19 protein-coding genes are annotated in these 17,933 nt (G+C 66.9%); 12 read left to right on the top strand and 7 right to left on the bottom strand.

Annotated elements, in window-relative coordinates:
* Position 1 precedes the first annotated feature (1 nt).
* The 3 genes from M0R88_RS14655 to M0R88_RS14645 all read left to right on the top strand — a co-directional run bounded on the left by M0R88_RS14655 (position 2) and on the right by M0R88_RS14645 (position 1,805).
* Complete coding sequence (locus tag M0R88_RS14655) at positions 2 to 376, top strand: hypothetical protein (protein WP_248654238.1); 375 nt, start codon at positions 2 to 4, stop codon at positions 374 to 376.
* Complete coding sequence (locus M0R88_RS14650) at positions 360 to 890, top strand: DUF7504 family protein (RefSeq protein WP_248654237.1); 531 nt, start codon at positions 360 to 362, stop codon at positions 888 to 890. The genes M0R88_RS14655 and M0R88_RS14650 overlap by 17 nt, the downstream gene beginning before the upstream one ends.
* A gap of 129 nt (positions 891 to 1,019) precedes the next feature.
* The gene (locus M0R88_RS14645) at positions 1,020 to 1,805 is read left to right on the top strand and encodes a rhodanese-like domain-containing protein (protein WP_248654236.1); all 786 of its coding nucleotides are present in this window, start codon (positions 1,020 to 1,022) and stop codon (positions 1,803 to 1,805) included.
* Positions 1,806 to 1,842: 37 nt separating this feature from the next.
* Here M0R88_RS14645 and M0R88_RS14640 read toward each other — a convergent pair whose 3' ends face one another.
* Entirely contained in the window at positions 1,843 to 2,916 is a 1,074-nt protein-coding gene (locus M0R88_RS14640; RefSeq protein WP_248654235.1) for a CNNM domain-containing protein, read from the bottom strand.
* A gap of 201 nt (positions 2,917 to 3,117) precedes the next feature.
* On the opposite strand from M0R88_RS14640, the gene M0R88_RS14635 reads away from it, so the two are divergent.
* The 4 genes from M0R88_RS14635 to M0R88_RS14620 all read left to right on the top strand — a co-directional run bounded on the left by M0R88_RS14635 (position 3,118) and on the right by M0R88_RS14620 (position 9,844).
* Positions 3,118 to 4,404 (top strand): S8 family peptidase, encoded by a 1,287-nt coding sequence (locus M0R88_RS14635; protein WP_248654234.1) that lies wholly within the window; start codon positions 3,118 to 3,120, stop codon positions 4,402 to 4,404.
* Between the two features lie 454 nt (positions 4,405 to 4,858).
* The gene (locus tag M0R88_RS14630) at positions 4,859 to 7,996 is read left to right on the top strand and encodes an MMPL family transporter (RefSeq protein ID WP_248654233.1); all 3,138 of its coding nucleotides are present in this window, start codon (positions 4,859 to 4,861) and stop codon (positions 7,994 to 7,996) included.
* On the top strand, positions 7,996 to 8,766 hold the full coding sequence (locus M0R88_RS14625; RefSeq protein WP_248654232.1) for a TrmB family transcriptional regulator: 771 nt from the start codon (positions 7,996 to 7,998) through the stop codon (positions 8,764 to 8,766). The genes M0R88_RS14630 and M0R88_RS14625 overlap by 1 nt, the downstream gene beginning before the upstream one ends.
* A gap of 58 nt (positions 8,767 to 8,824) precedes the next feature.
* Positions 8,825 to 9,844: a DUF7544 domain-containing protein gene (locus M0R88_RS14620; RefSeq protein ID WP_248654231.1), complete on the top strand. Its 1,020-nt coding sequence runs from the start codon at positions 8,825 to 8,827 to the stop codon at positions 9,842 to 9,844.
* Between the two features lie 5 nt (positions 9,845 to 9,849).
* On the opposite strand, the gene M0R88_RS14615 is transcribed toward M0R88_RS14620, so the two are convergent.
* The 3 genes from M0R88_RS14615 to M0R88_RS14605 form a co-directional block, all read right to left on the bottom strand.
* Positions 9,850 to 10,302 (bottom strand): DUF7552 domain-containing protein, encoded by a 453-nt coding sequence (locus M0R88_RS14615; RefSeq protein ID WP_248654230.1) that lies wholly within the window; start codon positions 10,300 to 10,302, stop codon positions 9,850 to 9,852.
* Positions 10,303 to 10,382: 80 nt separating this feature from the next.
* Positions 10,383 to 11,198 (bottom strand): DUF7260 family protein, encoded by an 816-nt coding sequence (locus M0R88_RS14610; RefSeq protein ID WP_248654229.1) that lies wholly within the window; start codon positions 11,196 to 11,198, stop codon positions 10,383 to 10,385.
* On the bottom strand, positions 11,195 to 11,641 hold the full coding sequence (locus tag M0R88_RS14605) for a DUF7552 domain-containing protein (RefSeq protein WP_248654228.1): 447 nt from the start codon (positions 11,639 to 11,641) through the stop codon (positions 11,195 to 11,197). Before M0R88_RS14605 ends, M0R88_RS14610 begins: the two co-directional genes overlap by 4 nt.
* 179 nt (positions 11,642 to 11,820) lie before the next feature.
* On the opposite strand from M0R88_RS14605, the gene M0R88_RS14600 reads away from it, so the two are divergent.
* Together M0R88_RS14600 and M0R88_RS14595 are read left to right on the top strand one after the other, a co-directional pair.
* Entirely contained in the window at positions 11,821 to 11,943 is a 123-nt protein-coding gene (locus tag M0R88_RS14600) for a hypothetical protein (protein WP_368409355.1), read from the top strand.
* A 2-nt stretch (positions 11,944 to 11,945) separates the two neighbouring features.
* Positions 11,946 to 12,113: a hypothetical protein gene (locus M0R88_RS14595; RefSeq protein WP_248654227.1), complete on the top strand. Its 168-nt coding sequence runs from the start codon at positions 11,946 to 11,948 to the stop codon at positions 12,111 to 12,113.
* Positions 12,114 to 12,121: 8 nt separating this feature from the next.
* On the opposite strand, the gene M0R88_RS14590 is transcribed toward M0R88_RS14595, so the two are convergent.
* From M0R88_RS14590 to M0R88_RS14580, 3 genes are all read right to left on the bottom strand, one after another.
* A complete protein-coding gene (locus tag M0R88_RS14590; RefSeq protein ID WP_248654226.1) occupies positions 12,122 to 12,514 on the bottom strand; it encodes a thioredoxin family protein in 393 nt (130 codons plus the stop codon).
* A 62-nt stretch (positions 12,515 to 12,576) separates the two neighbouring features.
* Positions 12,577 to 13,317: a DUF7847 domain-containing protein gene (locus tag M0R88_RS14585; protein WP_248654225.1), complete on the bottom strand. Its 741-nt coding sequence runs from the start codon at positions 13,315 to 13,317 to the stop codon at positions 12,577 to 12,579.
* Positions 13,318 to 13,395: 78 nt separating this feature from the next.
* A complete protein-coding gene (locus M0R88_RS14580; protein WP_248654224.1) occupies positions 13,396 to 15,738 on the bottom strand; it encodes a DEAD/DEAH box helicase in 2,343 nt (780 codons plus the stop codon).
* Between the two features lie 174 nt (positions 15,739 to 15,912).
* Here M0R88_RS14580 and dps point away from each other — a divergent pair, with 174 nt between their 5' ends.
* The 3 genes from dps to M0R88_RS14565 all read left to right on the top strand — a co-directional run bounded on the left by dps (position 15,913) and on the right by M0R88_RS14565 (position 17,906).
* On the top strand, positions 15,913 to 16,578 hold the full coding sequence (gene dps / locus M0R88_RS14575) for a DNA protection during starvation protein (RefSeq protein WP_248654223.1): 666 nt from the start codon (positions 15,913 to 15,915) through the stop codon (positions 16,576 to 16,578).
* Positions 16,579 to 16,945: 367 nt separating this feature from the next.
* The gene (locus tag M0R88_RS14570) at positions 16,946 to 17,353 is read left to right on the top strand and encodes a 2Fe-2S iron-sulfur cluster-binding protein (RefSeq protein ID WP_368409354.1); all 408 of its coding nucleotides are present in this window, start codon (positions 16,946 to 16,948) and stop codon (positions 17,351 to 17,353) included.
* 124 nt (positions 17,354 to 17,477) lie between these two features.
* A complete protein-coding gene (locus tag M0R88_RS14565; protein ID WP_248654221.1) occupies positions 17,478 to 17,906 on the top strand; it encodes a DCC1-like thiol-disulfide oxidoreductase family protein in 429 nt (142 codons plus the stop codon).
* The last annotated feature ends 27 nt before the right edge of the window (positions 17,907 to 17,933 follow it).

The raw sequence follows: 17,933 nt of genomic DNA, 5'->3' as shown, positions 1-17,933 counted from the left end.
GATGAGCGACCTCACCTCGTTCGTCTTCATCGCTCAGACGACGATGCTGGTCATCACCAGCGTTCTCCTCGTCTATCCCGTCGTCGCCTACGCCCGGAACGTCGCGCACACGCGGGGCCTGCTGTTGCTGGCCGCCGGGTTCCTCACGCTGACGTTCTCGTACGTCGCGTCGGTACCGCTCGGAATGTCGCTGGTCTCGTCGCTGCTCGACTTCGCAGCGTCCGTCTTCGCGGCCGCCGGAATCTGGCAGTTCGCCCGCCCGTTCGTGCGCCTCGACGGTCGCGACGTGGAGACGCCGACCGGCGGCGACGCGACCGGAGGCGACGCGGCCGGCGACGACGTCACTGGAGGGTTCGAGAGTGCCGGAGACGACTGACGGCCCGGCGTTCTCGCTCGACCCCGGCGAGCAGGCGCTCGTGTCGGTGCCCTCGATGGGGTCGCCGCTGAACGCCCTGCCGGACGACGCGTTCGAGAATCTGCTGGTCGTCTCGGCCACCGCCGCGCCCGGCAAGGTCGAGTCGCTGGTCGAACGCCGCGGCGGCGACCCCCAGAAGGTCGGCGTCGTCCCGGTCACGGGGTCGCCGACCGAGTACGACGGGCCGCTCTGGACGACCGACCCGGTGGACCCCAGCGACCTGACCGGCATCAGCATCCGCCTCTCGAAGGCGATGGAGTACGTCATGCGCGGCGGTTGGGTCGTCGTGGACAACGTGAACGTCCTGTTGATGTACGGTCGGGAAGAGCAGGTCTTCCGACTGTTCGACTCGATGGTCTCGAACGTCCGCCGGAAGGAAGCCTGCGGTGCCTACTGCACCGTCCGGGAGGCGGTCACCGACGAGACGTTCGGCCGGTTCCGGGACGTCTGCGACCGGTCGATTTCGGTCGAGTAGCCGGCGCGCGAACCGCCGCGCTCCGGTCGGGATGCGTTCGCTCCCGCGCCGCGCTAATTTTCCGCGCGCTAACTCAGTATCTGAATACGGTAAAATTAATATCGCGTCATTTGCTAATAGTACCCATAGATGAAACGAAGAACGTTCTTGGCGAGCAGCGTGGCGTCGCTCTCGGTGACTGCCGGGTGTCTCGGAGGCGGCGGCGGAAGCGGCGCGAAACTGTCGGTGACGCCGACCGACGGTGACACGGACGGCTACCCGCCCGCGTTCGACGACAAACCGACCGAGCGGAGCATCGACACCTCGTCGTTCGGCACCGTGAAGGAGAACGGCGTGGAGGTGCCGCTGGCACCCATCGACGTGGCCCACTACTGGTACAAGCGTGGGGAGGCCCGCTTCGCGGACGCCCGCGGGAAGAAGTCCTACAAGGAGTCCCACATCTACGGTGCGGTCCTGAGTCAGGCCTCCAAGAAGCGACGCGCCGACGCCGATCCGGTAATGGACTGGCCCAAGGACGACCGCATCGTCTGTTACTGTGGCTGTCCTCACCACCTCTCGTCGATTCGCGCCTCGCAACTCATCAACGCGGGCTATAAGAACGTCTACGTCATCGACGAGGGGTTCTGGAAGTGGCACAAGAAGGGTTACCCGATGCGGGGAAACAACGTGACCAGCAAGCCCAAGAGCTGGGTCATCAGCGGCGAAACCGCGACCTCGCTCGCCGGCGAGAACGCGTGGGCGCGCCACCGACCGAGCGGACAGGTCGAATCGACCGACATCTCCGACGCCGGGAGCTACGAACTCCACCTCAAGTTCCACGAGGTCGGCCCGGACTCGACCATCGAGGTCGAGACGCCAAGTTACACGGTCGAAGGAAAGCTGAAGGACCTCGCCACCGGCACGGTGCAGGGCTGACCGCGCCGGAAGCGCGGCGACTCGTAGGGATCCCCCCTCAGACCGTCGCGTCGGCCGTCTCGTCGTCGAAGGGGTCTTCGAGTTCGCCCATCATCGCCTCGAAGGCGTCGGTCGCGGTGACCATCCCGACGACCTCCCCGTCGTCGATGACCAGCGCGAGTTCGTGTCGCTCCTCCTGAAATCGGTCCACGAGTTCGCTGACCGCGATGTCCGCGTCCACCGTGAGCGGTTCGGCCGCGACCTCCTCCCACGTCAGCGACCCCTCCACGAGGTCGGTGCCCCTGCCTATCAGCGGCGGCGTGTAGACGATGCCGCGGAAGTCCTCCAGCGCCTCGCCGACCAGCGGGAACCGGGTGTGAGGGCGCTCGCGGACGAGTCGGAGGTTCTCCTCGGGCGCGTTCGTAGTCGAGAGCGGGACGATGTCCTCGCGGTCCACCATGATGTTCCGGACCGGCATCGTCCCGATGTCCAGCGCCGCGAGAACCTCCTCTTCGCGCTCCTCTTCGAGTCCGGCCTCGCGGAGCATGTCGCCCATCATCCGGCGGGCGTCGCCGCGACTCGACACCTCGTCGCCCTCCTCGGCCTCGGTCCACGACCGAGTGATCTCGACGCCGAACAGCGAGAGCAACCACTTGGCGGCCTTGTCCGCGAGGACGATGATCGGCGACATGAGCTTCGTCCAGTAGTACAGCGGCGCGGAGCCGTACCCGGCGACGGCCTTCGTGCGCTCGATGCCGAGGTACGTCGGGGCCTGCTCGCCGACGACGACGTGCATGAGGTTGATGACGGCGAGCGCGGCGATAGCCGCCACCGCGTGGGAACCGAGACCGGTCAGTTCGGCGACGGGCATCAGGAGGTGCGCGAGCGCGGGTTCGGCGACGACGCCCAACCCGACGCTACAGACGGTGATGCCCAGCTGACACCCCGAGAGGTAGATTTCGAGGCGGTCGGTCATCTCCCACGCGCGCTCCAGACCCCTCGCGCCCGCGAACTCGCCTTCCGTGAACTGCCGGACCCGAGTCATGGCGAACTCGATGGTCACGAAGTAGGCGTTCCCCAACAGGAGCCCGATGCCGCCGAGCATTCGGGCGACGATGACGAACTCGACCATCGGTGGTATCTGACGAGAGCCGGACAAAAAACCCCGGTGGCTTCAACGCGCTCGACACCGGTCTCCGCTCTCGACGCCGCTGGCGGCGAGTCTCGTCGGCACCGCGCCGTTGCTCCTACTCTCGGAGACTGTTCGGCGCTCAATTTTATAATATGAATAATTTGAAAAGATATTATAATAAATGGGTTCTAGAAATAATTCATGGTCGGTTACGACAGACGGTCGTTCCTCAAAGTCAGCGGCACAGCACTCGGTGGCATCGCGGTCGGAAGCACGGTGACGGTCGCGTCGTCCGACGAGAGGTTCCTCGTGGATAGCAGCGAGACCAGCCAGTCCGAAGCGGAGGCGGCGGGTCTCGACGTGGTTCACGCGCTCCCCGAAATCGACCTGCTGGTCGTGGAGGGCGCGGAGTCCGACGTGGAGTCGCTCGGCGCGACGTACGCCGCCGACAGCACCTACTCGCTCGACCTCCCGGCCGGACGCGACTCGCCCACCACGGACGAGAGCGCGTCGGACGAACCGCGCTACTCCCCCCAGTGGGACAAGCAGGCCCAGAACGTCCCGGAGGCTCACGAGATTACGCGCGGCGAGGGCACCCGCGTCGCCGTCATCGACACCGGGGTCGCGGCGGGCCACCCCGACCTCCAGCACGCGGTCAACGAAGACCTCTCGAAGGACTTCACCGGCGACGGCTACGGCGCGGCCGGACCGTACGGCGGCTACCACGGCACCCACGTCGCGGCCAACGACCGGAACGAGGTCGGGACGGTCGGCTCCGCGCCCGGCACGGAAATCGTGGACTGTCGGGTCTTCTCGCCGAGCGAGAACGCCTCGTTCGCCGACATCGTGGCGGCGGTCGTCTACAGCGCGCGCATCGACTGTGACGCCGCGAACATGAGCCTCGGCGCGTATCCCGTCTCCCGGACGGCCAACGGCCAGTTCTACGGCAAAGTTCTCAACCGGACGACGAGCTACGCGAAGAATCAGGGCACCGTCGTCGTCACCTCTGCAGGCAACGACGCAGCGGACCTCCAACACGACGGCAAGTTCATCAGCCTCCCGAACGAGGCGGCCAACGTGCTGTCGGTCAGCGCGACCGGTCCGCTCGGGTTCAACCACGGTGCCGACGGTCTCGAATCCCCGACCTACACGCCCGCGAACTACACCAACTACGGCACCAACGCCATCGACGTGGCCGCGCCCGGCGGGAACTACGACCCCGACTTCCCGACCGGCTGGTACTACGACATGGTGCTGAACACGCTCGCGGAGCCGCAGTTCGACGCCGACGGCGACTACGTGGGCGCGAACTACACTTACTCGTGGATTGCCGGCACCTCGATGGCCGCGCCGCAGGTCGCCGGCGCTGTCGCGCTCGTCCGGAGCCAGAACCCCGGCTCAACGCGGGGCAGGTCCGCGAGCGCCTCCGGAACACCGCCGAGGTGCCCGAGGAGTTCGAGAAGACCTACTACGGCGCTGGCGAACTGAACCCCTACGCGGCGCTGAAGTAGCGCGCCGGTCGGCGTCGAGTTTCGGGATTCGCGTTTCGGGGTTCGGTCGCTCCTTTCGTTTTTCGGGCGCAGTCGTCCTAATTTCGTCTTCGCTATCGTCCCGTTTTCGTCCTCGCGGTCGCCTGTCTTCCCACCGTCACCGGCCGCACGTTCACCAGTCGCGCGTGTTCGTCCTTCCCCGTCGGTCGCACGGCTGACGTCTGCGTCGGCCGTGCGACCTCGAAACGCCGCTTGCTTTCCATACCGCGCCTAAATATCGTTTTCCACTGTTATAGACGCTCTTACGAAACTATTTTCGTTCTGGCTCTCTGCCGCCCGACCGCTCCCGGCCGACGAATCCGATTTCCGAGGGTTTATGCTCGCGCTGTTAGTAGGCTACTAACAACAGTGCCAGAGATGTTACGACGAACCGTCGCGCGGAGGGGTCGGGCGTGAACGCCAGCGACCTCTTCGCCGCCGTCACGGAGTACAGTCGTCCGGTCATCGCCGCCCTCCTCGTGCTGACCGTGCTGGTCGGGGCGGGCGCGCCGATGGTCGAGCAGTCGTCGTCGCTCGACCAGTTCCAGAGCGACAGCACGGCCGCCGAGAAGCTCGATTACATCAACTCGAACTTCTCATCGGGCGACCAGAACCAGACGACGGTCCAACTCATCGTCCGCGACGAGAACGGCAACGTCCTCTCGAAGGACGCGCTAATCGAGACCCTGCGACTCCAGCAGGCGTTGCGGAACAACGCCACCGTCAACCGGACGCTGGCGAACGAGACGCCGACGGCCGGCGTCGCCAACATCGTCGCTACGGTCGCCATCCGTCAGGAGCAGGCGTCCGAACTCCGCAAGCAGGGCGCGCAACTCCAACAGCGTAAGGAGTCGCTCAACGAGTCGCGGGCGCAACTCCAACAGCGGAGTCGGCAACTCAACCGCACCGCCGCGCGACTCAGCGCGAGTCTGAACCGGACCCGCGAGTTGCAGGCCCGGTACGACCGCCTCAACGCCTCGATCCGGCAGGGCGAAGTCAACAATTCGACGTACCGCCAGCGGTCTCAGCAGATAGAGACGCGACTCCAGCAGGTCCGAACCGGCGCGACCGCGAACCTGAGCGCGAACCGGTCGGCGACGTACGTGCGGGCCTTCGAGCAGGTTCGGGGTCTCCAACAGCGCCTCGACCGACTCAACGCCTCGCTACAGCAGGGCGAGATCAACCAGTCCACCTACCGCCAGCGCGCGGCCGGGATTCGGTCGCAGTTCGAGCAGGTGTATCGACTGGGCACGCGCGGAGTCCTCGCCGACGAGTACCGGAAACTCCAGCAGCGCGCCGCGGACCTGCAGGAGAAGGGCCAGCAACTCGCCGAGGACGCCCAGCAGTTGCAGGAACGGCGCCAGCAGTTGCAGAACGCGTCCTCGCCCACGCTCTCCGAGCAGATCGACCAGTTGCAGTCGATGAACCGGTCGGAGGTCGAGTCGTCGGTCACGACCGTCCTGAGCGAGGGCGGTTCCGGGCCGTCGAGTCAGGCGTTCGCGTTCATGCCGACCTCCTACGAACCCGGTAGCACGCAGGCCAACGCGACGATGCTCGTCGTGTTCCAGCAGCAGGGCGGACAAGCGGTCCAGAGCATGGCCTCGAACACCATCGTCGAGTCCCAGACCGCGATGCGCCAGATAGCCGAGCAGGAACTCGACCGCGAAGTGCTGGTCTTCGGGTCGGGCATCATCAGCGAGGAGACTCAGCAGTCGATGGCCGACAGCATCGCCATCGTCGGCCCGATGGCCCTGCTGTTCGTCGTCCTGACGTTGATAATCGCGTATCGGGACCTGCTGGACATCCTTCTCGGGGTGTTCGGCATCGCGGTCGTCCTCGTCTGGACGTTCGGCTTCATGGGCTGGGCGGACATCACCTTCAACCAAATTTTCATCGCGGTGCCGGTCCTGCTCATCGGTCTCTCCATCGACTACGCCATCCACGTGTTCATGCGTCACCGCGAGGAACGCGAGGAACACGAGGGCGAGAGCGTCCGACAGGGCATGTCGGTCGCGCTGGCGAGCGTCGGCGTGGCGCTCGTCTGGGTGACCGCGACGACGGTCATCGGCTTCATGTCGAACCTCGTCAGTCCGCTCCCGCCGATTCAGGACTTCGGTATCGTGAGTTCGGTCGGCATCCTCGCCGCGCTGGTCGTCTTCGGCGGTCTGATTCCCGCACTCAAGGTCGAAATCGACGGCTTCCTCGAATCCAGAGGCTTCGACCGCAAGAAGCGGGCGTTCGGGACCGGCGGCGGCGCACTCGGCTCGATGCTCTCGGTCGGTGCGGTCGCCGCCCGGAAAGCGCCCTTCGTCGTCATCGCGCTGACGCTCGTCCTCTCGGCGGGCGGTGCCTACGGCGCGACGCAGGTCGATACCAGCTTCTCGCAGACGGACTTCCTCGCGGAGGACCCGCCGAACTGGATGAAAGACTTGCCCGAACCGTTCGCACCCGGTACGTACACCGCGAAGGCGAACCTCGAATACGTCAACGAGAACTTCCTGCGACAGGACTCGCAGGCCCAGATTCTCGTGGAGGGCGACGTCGCCACCGCGAAAGCCCTCGAAAAACTCCAGCAGGCGAAGCAGACCGCCGCCGGAAAGGAGGACGTAGTGGTCGTCCTCTCGAACGGCGAACCGCAGATTCGGAGTCCGCTCTCGGTGATGGACCGCGTAGCGGCCCAGAACGAGTCGTTCAACCAGACGCTCGCGGCGGCCGACACCGACGGCGACGGCGTGCCCGACCGGAACGTCGAGAAGGTCTTCGATAAACTGTTCGCGGTCGCGCCACAGGAAGCGAAAGGTGTCATCAGTCGCCAGGACGGCGAGTACGAGGCCGCGCGGATGGTCGTCTCGGTCAAGGGCGGCGCGTCGTCCTCGACGGTCACGACCGAGATGCGCGCCATCGCCGCGAACGTCGAGGGCGGCGGCCTGACCGCGACCGCGACGGGCCAGCCCATCGTCTTCGAAATCGTCCAGAAGCAACTGCTCGATACGGTCATCCAGAGCCTACTCATCACGCTGGGCGCGACGTTCGCCTTCCTGATGATAGCCTACCGACTCGCCCACGGGAGCGCCGTACTCGGAGCCATCACCCTGCTCCCCGTGGCGTTCAGCGTCTCGTGGATTCTCGGGACGATGTACCTGCTCGGGATGCCGTTCAACGTCCTGACGGGGATGATCACGAGCCTCACGGTCGGCCTCGGGGTGGCCTACAGCATCCACCTCAGCGAGCGCTACACGATGGAACTCGGGCGGCGCGACACCATGTGGGCCGCCATGCGCGAGAGCGTCACCGGGACCGGCGGCGCGCTGCTGGGGAGCGCCGCGACCACGGTCGGCGGGTTCGGCGTCCTCGCCTTCGCCATCCTGCCCGCGCTCCAGCAGTTCGGCATCATCACCGGCCTGACCATCATCTACGCGTTCCTCGCCAGCGTCCTCGTCCTCCCGAGTCTGCTGGCGCTGTGGACGCGCTACCTCGGGCCGGACGAGGCTACCGACACCGACCCAAGTTCGACGGTCGCCCAAGGCGCGACGGAGGTGAGCGAGGACTGATGGACGAAGGCGACGCCATCGACGCGCTCGAACACCTCGGTCTCTCGAACTACGAGGCGAAGGTGTTCGCCGCGCTCCAGCGACTCGGGACGGGCACCGCCCGCGACGTGCATCGGGCGACCGACGTGCCCCGCTCGCAGGTCTACGGCGCAGCCGAGTCCCTGCAGGACCGGGGTCTCGTGGAGGTCCAACAGTCCAAGCCCATCCAGTACCGGCCCGTCAGACCCGAAGCCGCCCGGTCGCACCTCCGCGGCGAGTTCGAGCGCACCCAAGAGCGGGCCTTCGACTACCTCGAAGCCGCCCGGAAACAGCGCGGCGAGGGCGACGAGGAGCGCGAGGACATCTGGACGGTCCACGGCCGGACCAGCATCGACGGCCGCGTCGAGCAACTGCTGGAGGAGGCCGAGCGCCGCATCGTCTTCGGCGTGGGCCGGGACGCCCACGGCCTGACCGACGACCTCGCCGACCGCCTGCGCGAGCGGGCCGACGCCGGCGTCGAGGTGTTCCTCGTCGGCGACCCCGCGCTCGAAGAACTGTTCGCCGACAGCGACGTGGCAGTGATGCAACTCCCGGCCGACCACCCCCACGGCGACGACCCAGTGGGTCGCGTCGTGGTCGTGGACGGCGAGACGGTCCTCCTGAGCGTCCGCGACCGACGCGGCGACCCCGAGTTGGAGGAGGAGACCGCCATCTGGTCGTCGAAGACCGGCATCGCCGGGGTCCTCATCCAACTCATCGACGGCGGGTTGGGCGACGCGGTCTCGGTCTGACGCGGGCCGACCCGACGCCTCCCCGACAGTTTTCTCGGTCGGCGTCGTACCCCCACTCATGCCATGGTACGCGGTGGAGGCGCTGGACGACGCGCTCGACGCCACGAAGTCGCTGCTCACGCCGCTCGACGTTCGTCAGTGGCTCAAACTCGCGCTCGTGGTCTTCTTCCTCGGGAGCGGCGGCGGTAGCGGCCCGTCGTTCAGCGCCGGGGGTTCGACCGGGACGCCGAGCGACGGGCCGGGGACGACTCCGGGACCGGGCCAGTTCGACGTTCCGGCCGAGTTCGGCGACGTACTACCGATACTCCTCGGACTCGTCGCGGTCGGACTGCTCGTCGGTCTGCTGTACGTTCTCGTCGGGGCCGTGATGGAGTTCGTCTTCGTCGAGAGTCTGCGCCGCCAGCACGTTCGGATTCGGGACTACGCGGGCCAGCACTTCGGTCGCGCGCTCCAGTTGTTCGTCTTCCGGGTCGCGCTCGGACTCCTCGTCGTGGTTCCCGCACTCGCACTGGTGGCGAGCGTCGTCGGTCTCGCCACCGGCGGTCTCGAGCTCTCGCTGGGCCTGCTCGTCGGCCTGATTCCGCTGGTCGTACTCTTCGGGCTTCTGGTCGCCGCGATAGACGCCTTCACCGCCAACTTCGTCGTGCCGGTGATGATCCAGAAGAACGTCGGGGTCCTCGGGGGGTGGCGGCGCTTCTGGCCGACGTTGACCCGCGAGTGGAAGCAGTTCGGCGTCTACGCGCTCGTCCGAGTCGTCCTCGCGTTCGCGGCCGGACTGGTCTCCTCGGTCGTCGGCGGTATCGTCGGCGCGCTACTGGTCGCTCCGGTCGCGGTCGTCGGCGTCCTCGGGGTGTCGCTGGTCGGCGGTCTCGACGCGGTTCTGGGGAGTCCGCTCGCGCTGACCGCGCTCGTCGTCGTCGTGCTGGCGTACGTCCTGCTTCTCGTTGCTGTCCTCGCGGTGGTCTTCGTGCCGATTCAGACCTACCTGCGGTACCACGCGCTGTTGGTCCTCGGAGACGCCGACCGGGACTTCGACCTGATTCCGGAACTGCGCCGCGAGATACGCGAGTCGGGGTAGCGAGTTCACCGAAGCGCGGCCCGGAGTTGCCGCGAGACCGTCTCGTCGTCCAGCAGTTCGCCGTCGCGCCGGACGTGGACGACCGGCGCGTTCTCCATCCGAAGCCACTCGTCGTCGCCCTCGCCCGAGAGCGAGACCGACCGACAGAGGCGACGCCGGCGGCCGGACGCCTCGCCCGCGCGCTCGCTCTGCTCGCGCGCGTCGAACGCGAGCGGGTCGTCGCCTCGCTCGGTGGCGACGATAGGGACGTTTTCGAGGTGGGGGTCCACCTCCCGGAGGAGTTTGCGGTACTCGACCACGAGGTCCACGGCCTCCTCGGCGGCGTCCGCGGAGGGGAACGACTCGCCGCGGACGGGGACCGGGCACTTCCCAGAGAGCGGACAGACGACGGCGAAATCGCCGTCCGGGTCGGTCAAATCGGTTATCCGCTGGCGGAGGTGTTCGAGAGAGTCTGTCATGGGGACTCGATGGCCAGACCACAGACCAACCGTTAAGCAGTTTCGGAATCGGCATCGGCCGGAAAAGTGATACGAACCGGTCAGACTCGCGCGCAGAGGTGCTTCCGGACCGCAAACTGGCAGTCGGCCAGCAGCGCGTCGAGTTCCGCGAGGTCGGCCAGTACCGGGTGAGAGTCCGTGAACTCGCCGTAGAGGTGGGCTATCAGCTCCGCCTCCCGAATCCCGATCAGGCCGTCGTTTCGCGTCTCTCGAATCGCGGCCTGTCGCTCGGTCGCGAGTCGGTCGCAGGTCTCGCGGAACGCCGCGAGTCGGTCGTGGCGCGCCCGCAACTCCTCGAATCCGAGTTGCAGGAGCGGCGTCTCGTCGGCGGTAGCGAGCCGGTCGAGAATCCCCTCGAATTCGTCGGCGATAGCCCGAATTCGCTCGCGCTCGCCCTCGATGCCGTCGGCGAGCAGGCGACACTCCTTGCGGCGCTGGTCGGCCCGCGAGACCAGTTGGCGCTTCAGGCCGGTCGAGAACTCGCCCGCCGCGGGCGAGAGCGCCGCCGTCAGTTCCGGTGAGAGTTCGTCGGCCATCGCCTCCTGCATCGAGTCGGCGTCGGCGTAGGCCAGGACCGTCTCGCCGAACGCCTCGCGGACCGTCGCCGTGCCGTCCGCCGAACTGCTCGCGGTCGTCCCCACCGCCAGCGTCCCCCCGGCGGACCGCCCCGACCGTGCCGTCCGACTTCCGCGTCCGCCCGCGTCGGCCGGCACGTCCGCGACGCGCTCGCGGAACTCGCCGAACGCGGCGACCTTCTCCTCGATGCGGTCGCGCTCGCTCGCCGCGCGCTCGACGGCGGCGGGCGTCCGAGGGTCGAACGACGCCTCGCCGTCGCTCCCCGCGAATCGCTGGGTCATAGCTTCGAGTCGAGTTGGCGTTCCACGGCGTCGTCCGGGAGCGGTTCGCCGTCGCGTCGGACGTGGACCAGCGGCGCGTTGTCCATCCGGAGCCACTCGGACTCGCAGTCACCCGAGAGCGTCACCGACCGAGAAGTCCGGGGGAGACCGTTCTCGCGGGTTCCCGCAGCGCGCTCGCGGGTCGAGACCATCGTCGGCGGGTCGTCGGTGCACTCGTACACCGAGAGGCGGTGTTCGGGGAGGTCGGGGTCGGACTCGCGGAGGGTCGCGCGGTACGAACGCGCGAGGTCGGCCGCCTCGTTTGCGGCCTCCTCGGTCGGGAACCGGCGGCCGGTCAGCGGCGCGGGGCGCTCGTCCGTGTCGGCGCACGCGACGTAGAAATCGCCGTCCTCGGCGGCGATATCGTCGATTTCGCGGCGGATGGTGTCGAGAGAGTCGGACATGATTTAGGCTAACCTAATCTGAATTAGGCTGGCCTAAAAGAAGTTTCGGACGGCGGGTCGTGACGGCGCGTTCTCGCCACAAGGGTTATCAGTCAGTTATTTGAACAGACGGCCACACGGTACACTGTCCCGGATGTGAAACTCAGCTCGCCGACGAGGAAGACATCGAGTTCGTCGAGATGGACGCCGAGACGGGTTTCGTCAAAGCGTCGAAGCGGTTCTACACCGCCAACTGCGCGGAGTGCGGTCGAACGATCGGAAGCGGCGTCGCCGGTGCCAAATCGAACGCCGAGGCGGCCTGACGATGGTTCACTGTCCCGAATGCGAGACGACCTTGGAGGAGCAGGCCGACGTGGAGTTTCTGGACATGGACTCCACGACGGGGATATTCAAGACCTCGAAGCGGTTCTACCTCGTCGCCTGCGCCGACTGCGGTGCCGCCATCGGGAGCGGCGTCGCCGGCGCGGTGTAGTCCCGCAGTCAGAACGGCGTGTACTCGCCGACCAACTCGACCAACTCGTCTCTTCCGACCTGCCCGCGAACGCGCTCCTGACGCTCGCCGTCGGCGTACACCTCGAACGCGGGAGTCGCCTCGACGCCCCGTTCCAAGGCCAACTTCTGGTGGTGGACGACGTTGACCTTCGCCACTGCAGCGAACGTCTCGCGGGCGACAGACTCCACGACGGGATGGAGGCGCTGGCCCGCTCCGCCGTCGGCGTAGTAGTGGACCAACACGACGTCGTGGGCGGTCACGGTCTGGTCGAGGCTCTGGGAGCCATCGACGTAGACCGGCGACGCCGGCGCACCGAGGCCCTGTTCCTGCATGAGCGTGCGCTTCCTACGCTCCCGGACTGCATCGAGGTCCTCGTCCATATCGTACGAGAGTTGTGAAGGGGGTGACTTAATTTTGCGGTCCGCTTCTCAGGCTCGATAATTTAGGCCGCGACGGACGTCTCGACGCCGTCTTCGCCTGCGAGCTGTCGATACGCGCCGACGAGTACCGCGACGCTGAACAGCGAGACCAGACCGGAGACGACGCTGGTCAGGAGGGCGCTGACGAGGGGACCGACGCCTCCGAACAGAGTCCCGACGACACCGGCGAGTCCGGAACCGATAACGACGACGACGCCTAGCAGGAACAGCCGGAGGCGATTTCCGGACGCGAGTTCCCAACTCCGTTTGAGCGACTCACCGATTCCGGCGTCCTCGACGGCGACCACGAGGGCGGCGAACACGAGGCTGACGGCGAGGAAGAGTCCGGGGAGAACGAGGAACACGAAGCCGATGGTCGTCGCCACGAATACGATGACGCTAACGACGAAGAGTACGCCGACGGTTCGGACGAGCCGACGGGTGTGGTCGGCGGTCGGCACGGCGTCGATGTCCTCGTACAGCGCTCGCATCGCGACGACGCCGAGAGCGGTGCCGGCGAGGACGACCGCGACGGTGAGCACGGCGCTGACGGTCGTGGGGAGTCCGACGGCGAGCGGATACGCTTGCGACAGTTGGGCGGCGTCGAGGGAACTCCCGAGTACCCCGACGAACAGCGATTGGATGACGACTTGCGTGGCGATCTGGTAGGCGGCGTACGCGGCGACGAGAATCGCACCGCCGCGCGTGGCGAGTTGACTGACGGCGTAATTCAACGCGCTCGTAGTACTGAGTTTTGGTGACACGAACGTGATTCGATAGTAACACCAGATATATCTTTGTTTTCGAAGGAGACGGGCGCTCGACCGCGGCCGGGTGGAGAGCTACTCCTCTTGCTCGCCCGCCTTACCGTCGGTCAGTGCGTCGAGCAGGTACTTCGCTTGGGCCTCGTCCAGCGGGTCGTTGGCGTTCCCGCAGTGGGGCGACTGGACGCAGGCGGGACAGCCGCCCGCCGACTCGCAGTCGCAGGCCCCTATCATCTCGGCGGTCTGCGCCATCAGGTCCGCGACCGTCTCGTAGCCCTCCCGGACGAGTCCGACGCCACCGGGGTAGCCGTCGTAGATGAAGATGGTGCTCCGACCGGTGTGGGGGTGCATCGGCGTCGAGAGACCGCCGATGTCGCCGCGGTCGCAGAGCAGTTCGAGCGGGAACAGCGAAATCATGCCGTGTTCGGCGGCGTGGATGCCGCCCGCGAAGTCGCCCTGCTCGCGCATCGCGCTCTCGACGTCGCGGGGGACGGTGAAGTACAGCGCCTTGGTCCGGAGCGAGACCTCCGGGAGGTCCAACGACTCGCGGGCCAGCGTCTCGCCGGAGCGGTCGCGGCGCTCGAAGCCCGTAATCTGCTTGCGCATCGTCACGTCGGCGAACCGGACCGGCACGTCCTCGCGGGTTTCGAGGCGCTTCTCTCGGCGGTCCTCTTCGACGGTGATCTCCTTCTCGTGGAGGACCTTAGTGTGGTAGTCGGCCCACGTGGGACTCAGTTCCGCGACCTCCCTACTCAAATCGAGGTCCACGACCTCGTAGGACTGGCCCTGATGGTGGTAGATGGCTCCGGGGTGAGCGTCGGTCAGCGCGTCCTCGAAAGAGAGGCTGGCGATGGTGTCGCCGTTTCGCCCGTCGAGCAGGTTGACCTCGCGGTCGTCGATGGAGCGCAGGCTCATCTCGTGTTGGGGACTGCCGTCGCCGTCGTAGGTCCAGCGCAGGCCGTCGTGGGTGATGCGCTGTTCGAGCAGCCCCTCGCTTTCGAGACCGTTCACGAGGTCGGGGAACGCCTCGCCGAAGTACTCGCGGTCGTCGGGCGAGAGCCACGTCTCGCGGGCCGCCGACAGCAGGTGGTCGGGCAGGAGTTGGTCGTTCGCGGGGTTGACGACCGCGCGTTCGGGCGACCCGGCGAAGAACTCCTCGGGGTTGGCCATCAGATACTGGTCGAGTTGGTCCTCGCCGGCGACGAGCGCGACGAGGCTCGGGTCGGTCCCGCGGCCCGCGCGCCCGGCCTGCTGGAACGCCGCCATCCGGGTGCCCGGGTAGCCGTCGAGCAACACCGCGTCGAGACCGCCGATGTCCACGCCGAGTTCCAAGGCGTTGGTGCTCCAGACGCCCCGGACCTCGCCGTCTCGGAGTCCTACCTCTATCTCCTTCCGGCGGTCGTCTCCCAGCGCGGCCTGGTACGCCGTCACGTCGGGCGCGAGGTCGCCCCGCCCGCGCTGGCGGAGTTCGTCGGCGCTCTCCATCGCCCACTGCTCGGCGGCCTGTCGCGCACGGGTGAACGTCAGCGTCTGGTGGCCCTTCGACACGAGGTCGGCGAAGAGGCGTTTGGTCTCGGCGTGGTTCGACCGGCGCTGGCCGGAGGTCCCGGCCTGCGGGTTCTCGTACTCGGGCGGGTTCCAGAGCAGCCAGTGGGTCGGCCCGGTGTCGCTCACGTCCTCGTCTATCAGTCGGAAGGAGTCTTCGTCGGTCCCGGTCACGCTCGCGGCGTGTTCGACCGGGTTCCCGATGGTCGCCGAACAGCAGACGAACTCGGGGTCGGCGTCGAACCGGTCGCAGACCCGCCGGAGTCGCCGGAGCAGGAGCGCGACGTGGCTCCCGAAGACGCCGCGGTACTCGTGAACCTCGTCCAGCACGACCGTCTCCAGTCCCTCGAAGAACCAGTCCCAGAGGCGGTGCGCGTGCGGCAGGAGCGCGTAGTGGAGCATGTCGGGGTTCGTCAGGACGACGGTTGGTCGGCGGTCCCGAACGTCGCGCTTCTCGGACTTGCTCAGGCGGCCGGTGTACTGCTCGACGGAGACGCGACTGCCGAAGCCCAAATCGCGGGCGAGTTCCGAGAGCGTCTCCTCTTGGTCGTTGATGAGCGCGTTCTGCGGGGCGACGTAGAGGGTGCGCCCGCCGTGGTCCATCGCGCGCTCGAAGGCGGGCACGGTGTACGCGAGGCTCTTCCCGCTGGCGGTCGGGGTGGCGACGACGACGTTCTCGCCGGCGCGAATCGCCTCGACGGCCGCGACCTGATGACGGTAGAGGCGGTCGATGCCACGCGATTCGAGCGCGCTTTCGAGTCGGCCTTCGAGGTCCACGTCCGCGAAGTCGCCGTCCCGACCGGTGAGGGTCCGGTGGGCTTCGAGTTGCCCGTCGTAGTACGGTCGGCCCCGGAGCCAGTCGATGGTCTCGTCCACGAGTCGGCGATAGGGTCGGGGTACCTAACGCCTTTCGCCGCGGGGCGGAAGTGGCGGCGGTCGTCGCCTCCGACGCACTGCTCACTTCGCTTCCCGGAACTCGGAACGACGTTCGTAACCTGGGAAGAATCGTTAAGGGTGCGAAAGTCGTCGGCGTTCACGGGGGAGAACACAATGGCAGACGACGACCGACGACACGGCGCAGGCGACTACGAACCGGGCGACACGAGCATGCGAGTGGGGATGGAGTCGCTCCGCGAACGCGGCCTCGAACCGGAGGAACTCCGCGAGCGTCTCATCGACGCCATCGGCGCGGAGTTCTCGACGTACTACTACTACACCAACCTCCGGATGCACCTCGCGGGCCACGAGGATTACAAGGAGATCGCGGAGGACGCGCGCCTCGAAGACCGCGCGCACTTCGAGTTGGTCGCGCCCCGCGTCTACGAACTCGGCGGGTCGCTCCCGAACGACATCGGCGACTTCATGGGCCGGGCGTCCTGTCCGCACGCCGAACTGCCGACGCCCTACGAGGGCGAGGAACCCGACGAAATCAACGAGGACGCCTCCGCCACGCTGATTCTGGAGACGCTCCTCGAAGCCGAGCGGTGTGCCATCCGGACGTGGAGCGAAATCTGCGACATGACCCAGGGCAAGGACCCGCGGACCTACGACATGGCGAGTCGCATCCTGCAAGAGGAGATCGAACACGAGGCGTGGTTCGTGGAACTCCTCTCGATGGAGCGCGACGGCGAGGCCAACCCGGCGGGCCACTTCGTCCGCGGCGAACCCGGCGACGCGCCGCTCTCGACCAACCGACGGTTCAACGACTCGGCGTAGCGACTTGCGACCGCTTTCGGCGGTTCGCTCGACCGGCGCGCGCTCGGTGACGCAGACCACCGGAACGCGCCCGGCGATGCTTTCTACTGGCAAACACTGATACAATCCACCGGTAAACGCCTGACCGACCAGACTACCGGTCTGGGTGGACTGAAAGGGGCCGCCCGCTCGCGGTCACGCGAGCGAAGCGAGTGTGACCTCGGAAGACGCGGTTTGTCTTCCGGCGTGCAGCTCAGTCGTCTGAGCGGGCAGCATTCGAGGCGAGCGCTAGCGAGCCGAGAATATCCTGCTCAGCGACCGCGAGCGGGCGGGGGCTTTCGAGGCGTTCGTCGCTATAAGTCCGATAGTCGCTTCGAATTCAAACCCAATGCGTAGCCACCACGCTCATCCCCGTTCATCCGTAACCACGACCGTGAGTAGCTACACCGTCGAAATCGAGGTCCCCGAGGACGCCGCGATAGAGCAGGCGGGCGAGACCGTCGAAATCGAGGTCCCCGAGACCGAATACCTACTCTCGGCCGCGCGGAGCGAGGGCGTCTGGCTCCCCGCCGACTGCCAGCAGGGCTGGTGTACCACCTGCGCCGCGAAACTACTGGAGGGCGAGGTGGACCAGTCCGACGCCAAGCGGTACTTCGAGGAGGACGAGGAGGCCGGCATGATTCTGCCCTGCACGGCCAAGCCGGAGTCGGACCTCCGAATCTTGGCCTGCCAGTACGACGAGATGCTGGACCACCGCGCGGCGCACGACAAGCCGCCGGGCCGGTCGAAACGATGAGCAATCGCTGACCAGCTAAAGGACAGAAGTCTGCTGCTCTAAAACTCGTAGAGCGTCTTCGTCGGGCGAACTGCCCTGCGCTATCGCCACCGCCGTTTTACCGCCAGCGGTGCTACAGACAACTATGAGCGACTACCACGCGGTCCTGGTCTACGACGGCGAGTGTCCGTTCTGCTCGGCGGCCGCTACGGCGCTCCGGCGACTGGACGGCGTCGGAGCCATCGCGTGGGAGGACGACCCGGCCCAGCGGTTCCTCGACGCGCAGTTCGGCGAGACGCCCTTCGCGCTCGTCTTCGCCGACCGTCGCGAGGAGCGCGTCTACGTCGGCCGGGAGGCCGCGCGGGAACTCTGCGACCGCGCGGGAATGCCCGTGCTGGTGCAGGACATCGTGAGCGACAACTACGAGTCGCTGGCCGACGCGATTCGGACGGTGACTGGCGTGGACGGCGACCCGGACCCGTATCACGGCGAGTATCCGCTGTCGGAAGCCGGGAACGAAGCGTTCGGAGAGTTGGCGGCGAACGCGTGGCACACGGCGAAAGTGAGTCGGTGAACGGAGTTCTTGTAACCGCCTTTTTGG

The organism is Halorussus gelatinilyticus, from assembly GCF_023238445.1.
Lineage (GTDB): Archaea > Halobacteriota > Halobacteria > Halobacteriales > Haladaptataceae > Halorussus > Halorussus gelatinilyticus.
The sequence above is the reverse complement of the archived record's forward strand: the minus strand, read 5'-3'. Positions and strand labels throughout refer to the sequence as shown.

What these genes read in the sequence shown, in the direction of transcription:
- M0R88_RS14655 (WP_248654238.1), top strand. Translation starts at nt 2, where the DNA reads ATGAGCGACCTCACCTCGTTCGTCTTCATCGCTCAGACGACGATGCTG.
- M0R88_RS14645 (WP_248654236.1), top strand. Translation starts at nt 1,020, where the DNA reads ATGAAACGAAGAACGTTCTTGGCGAGCAGCGTGGCGTCGCTCTCGGTG.
- M0R88_RS14640 (WP_248654235.1), bottom strand. Translation starts at nt 2,916, where the DNA reads ATGGTCGAGTTCGTCATCGTCGCCCGAATGCTCGGCGGCATCGGGCTC.
- M0R88_RS14635 (WP_248654234.1), top strand. Translation starts at nt 3,118, where the DNA reads ATGGTCGGTTACGACAGACGGTCGTTCCTCAAAGTCAGCGGCACAGCA.
- M0R88_RS14625 (WP_248654232.1), top strand. Translation starts at nt 7,996, where the DNA reads ATGGACGAAGGCGACGCCATCGACGCGCTCGAACACCTCGGTCTCTCG.
- M0R88_RS14620 (WP_248654231.1), top strand. Translation starts at nt 8,825, where the DNA reads ATGCCATGGTACGCGGTGGAGGCGCTGGACGACGCGCTCGACGCCACG.
- M0R88_RS14615 (WP_248654230.1), bottom strand. Translation starts at nt 10,302, where the DNA reads ATGACAGACTCTCTCGAACACCTCCGCCAGCGGATAACCGATTTGACC.
- M0R88_RS14610 (WP_248654229.1), bottom strand. Translation starts at nt 11,198, where the DNA reads ATGACCCAGCGATTCGCGGGGAGCGACGGCGAGGCGTCGTTCGACCCT.
- M0R88_RS14605 (WP_248654228.1), bottom strand. Translation starts at nt 11,641, where the DNA reads ATGTCCGACTCTCTCGACACCATCCGCCGCGAAATCGACGATATCGCC.
- M0R88_RS14600 (WP_368409355.1), top strand. Translation starts at nt 11,821, where the DNA reads ATGGACGCCGAGACGGGTTTCGTCAAAGCGTCGAAGCGGTTCTACACC.
- M0R88_RS14595 (WP_248654227.1), top strand. Translation starts at nt 11,946, where the DNA reads ATGGTTCACTGTCCCGAATGCGAGACGACCTTGGAGGAGCAGGCCGAC.
- M0R88_RS14590 (WP_248654226.1), bottom strand. Translation starts at nt 12,514, where the DNA reads ATGGACGAGGACCTCGATGCAGTCCGGGAGCGTAGGAAGCGCACGCTC.
- dps (WP_248654223.1), top strand. Translation starts at nt 15,913, where the DNA reads ATGGCAGACGACGACCGACGACACGGCGCAGGCGACTACGAACCGGGC.
- M0R88_RS14570 (WP_368409354.1), top strand. Translation starts at nt 16,946, where the DNA reads ATGCGTAGCCACCACGCTCATCCCCGTTCATCCGTAACCACGACCGTG.
- M0R88_RS14565 (WP_248654221.1), top strand. Translation starts at nt 17,478, where the DNA reads ATGAGCGACTACCACGCGGTCCTGGTCTACGACGGCGAGTGTCCGTTC.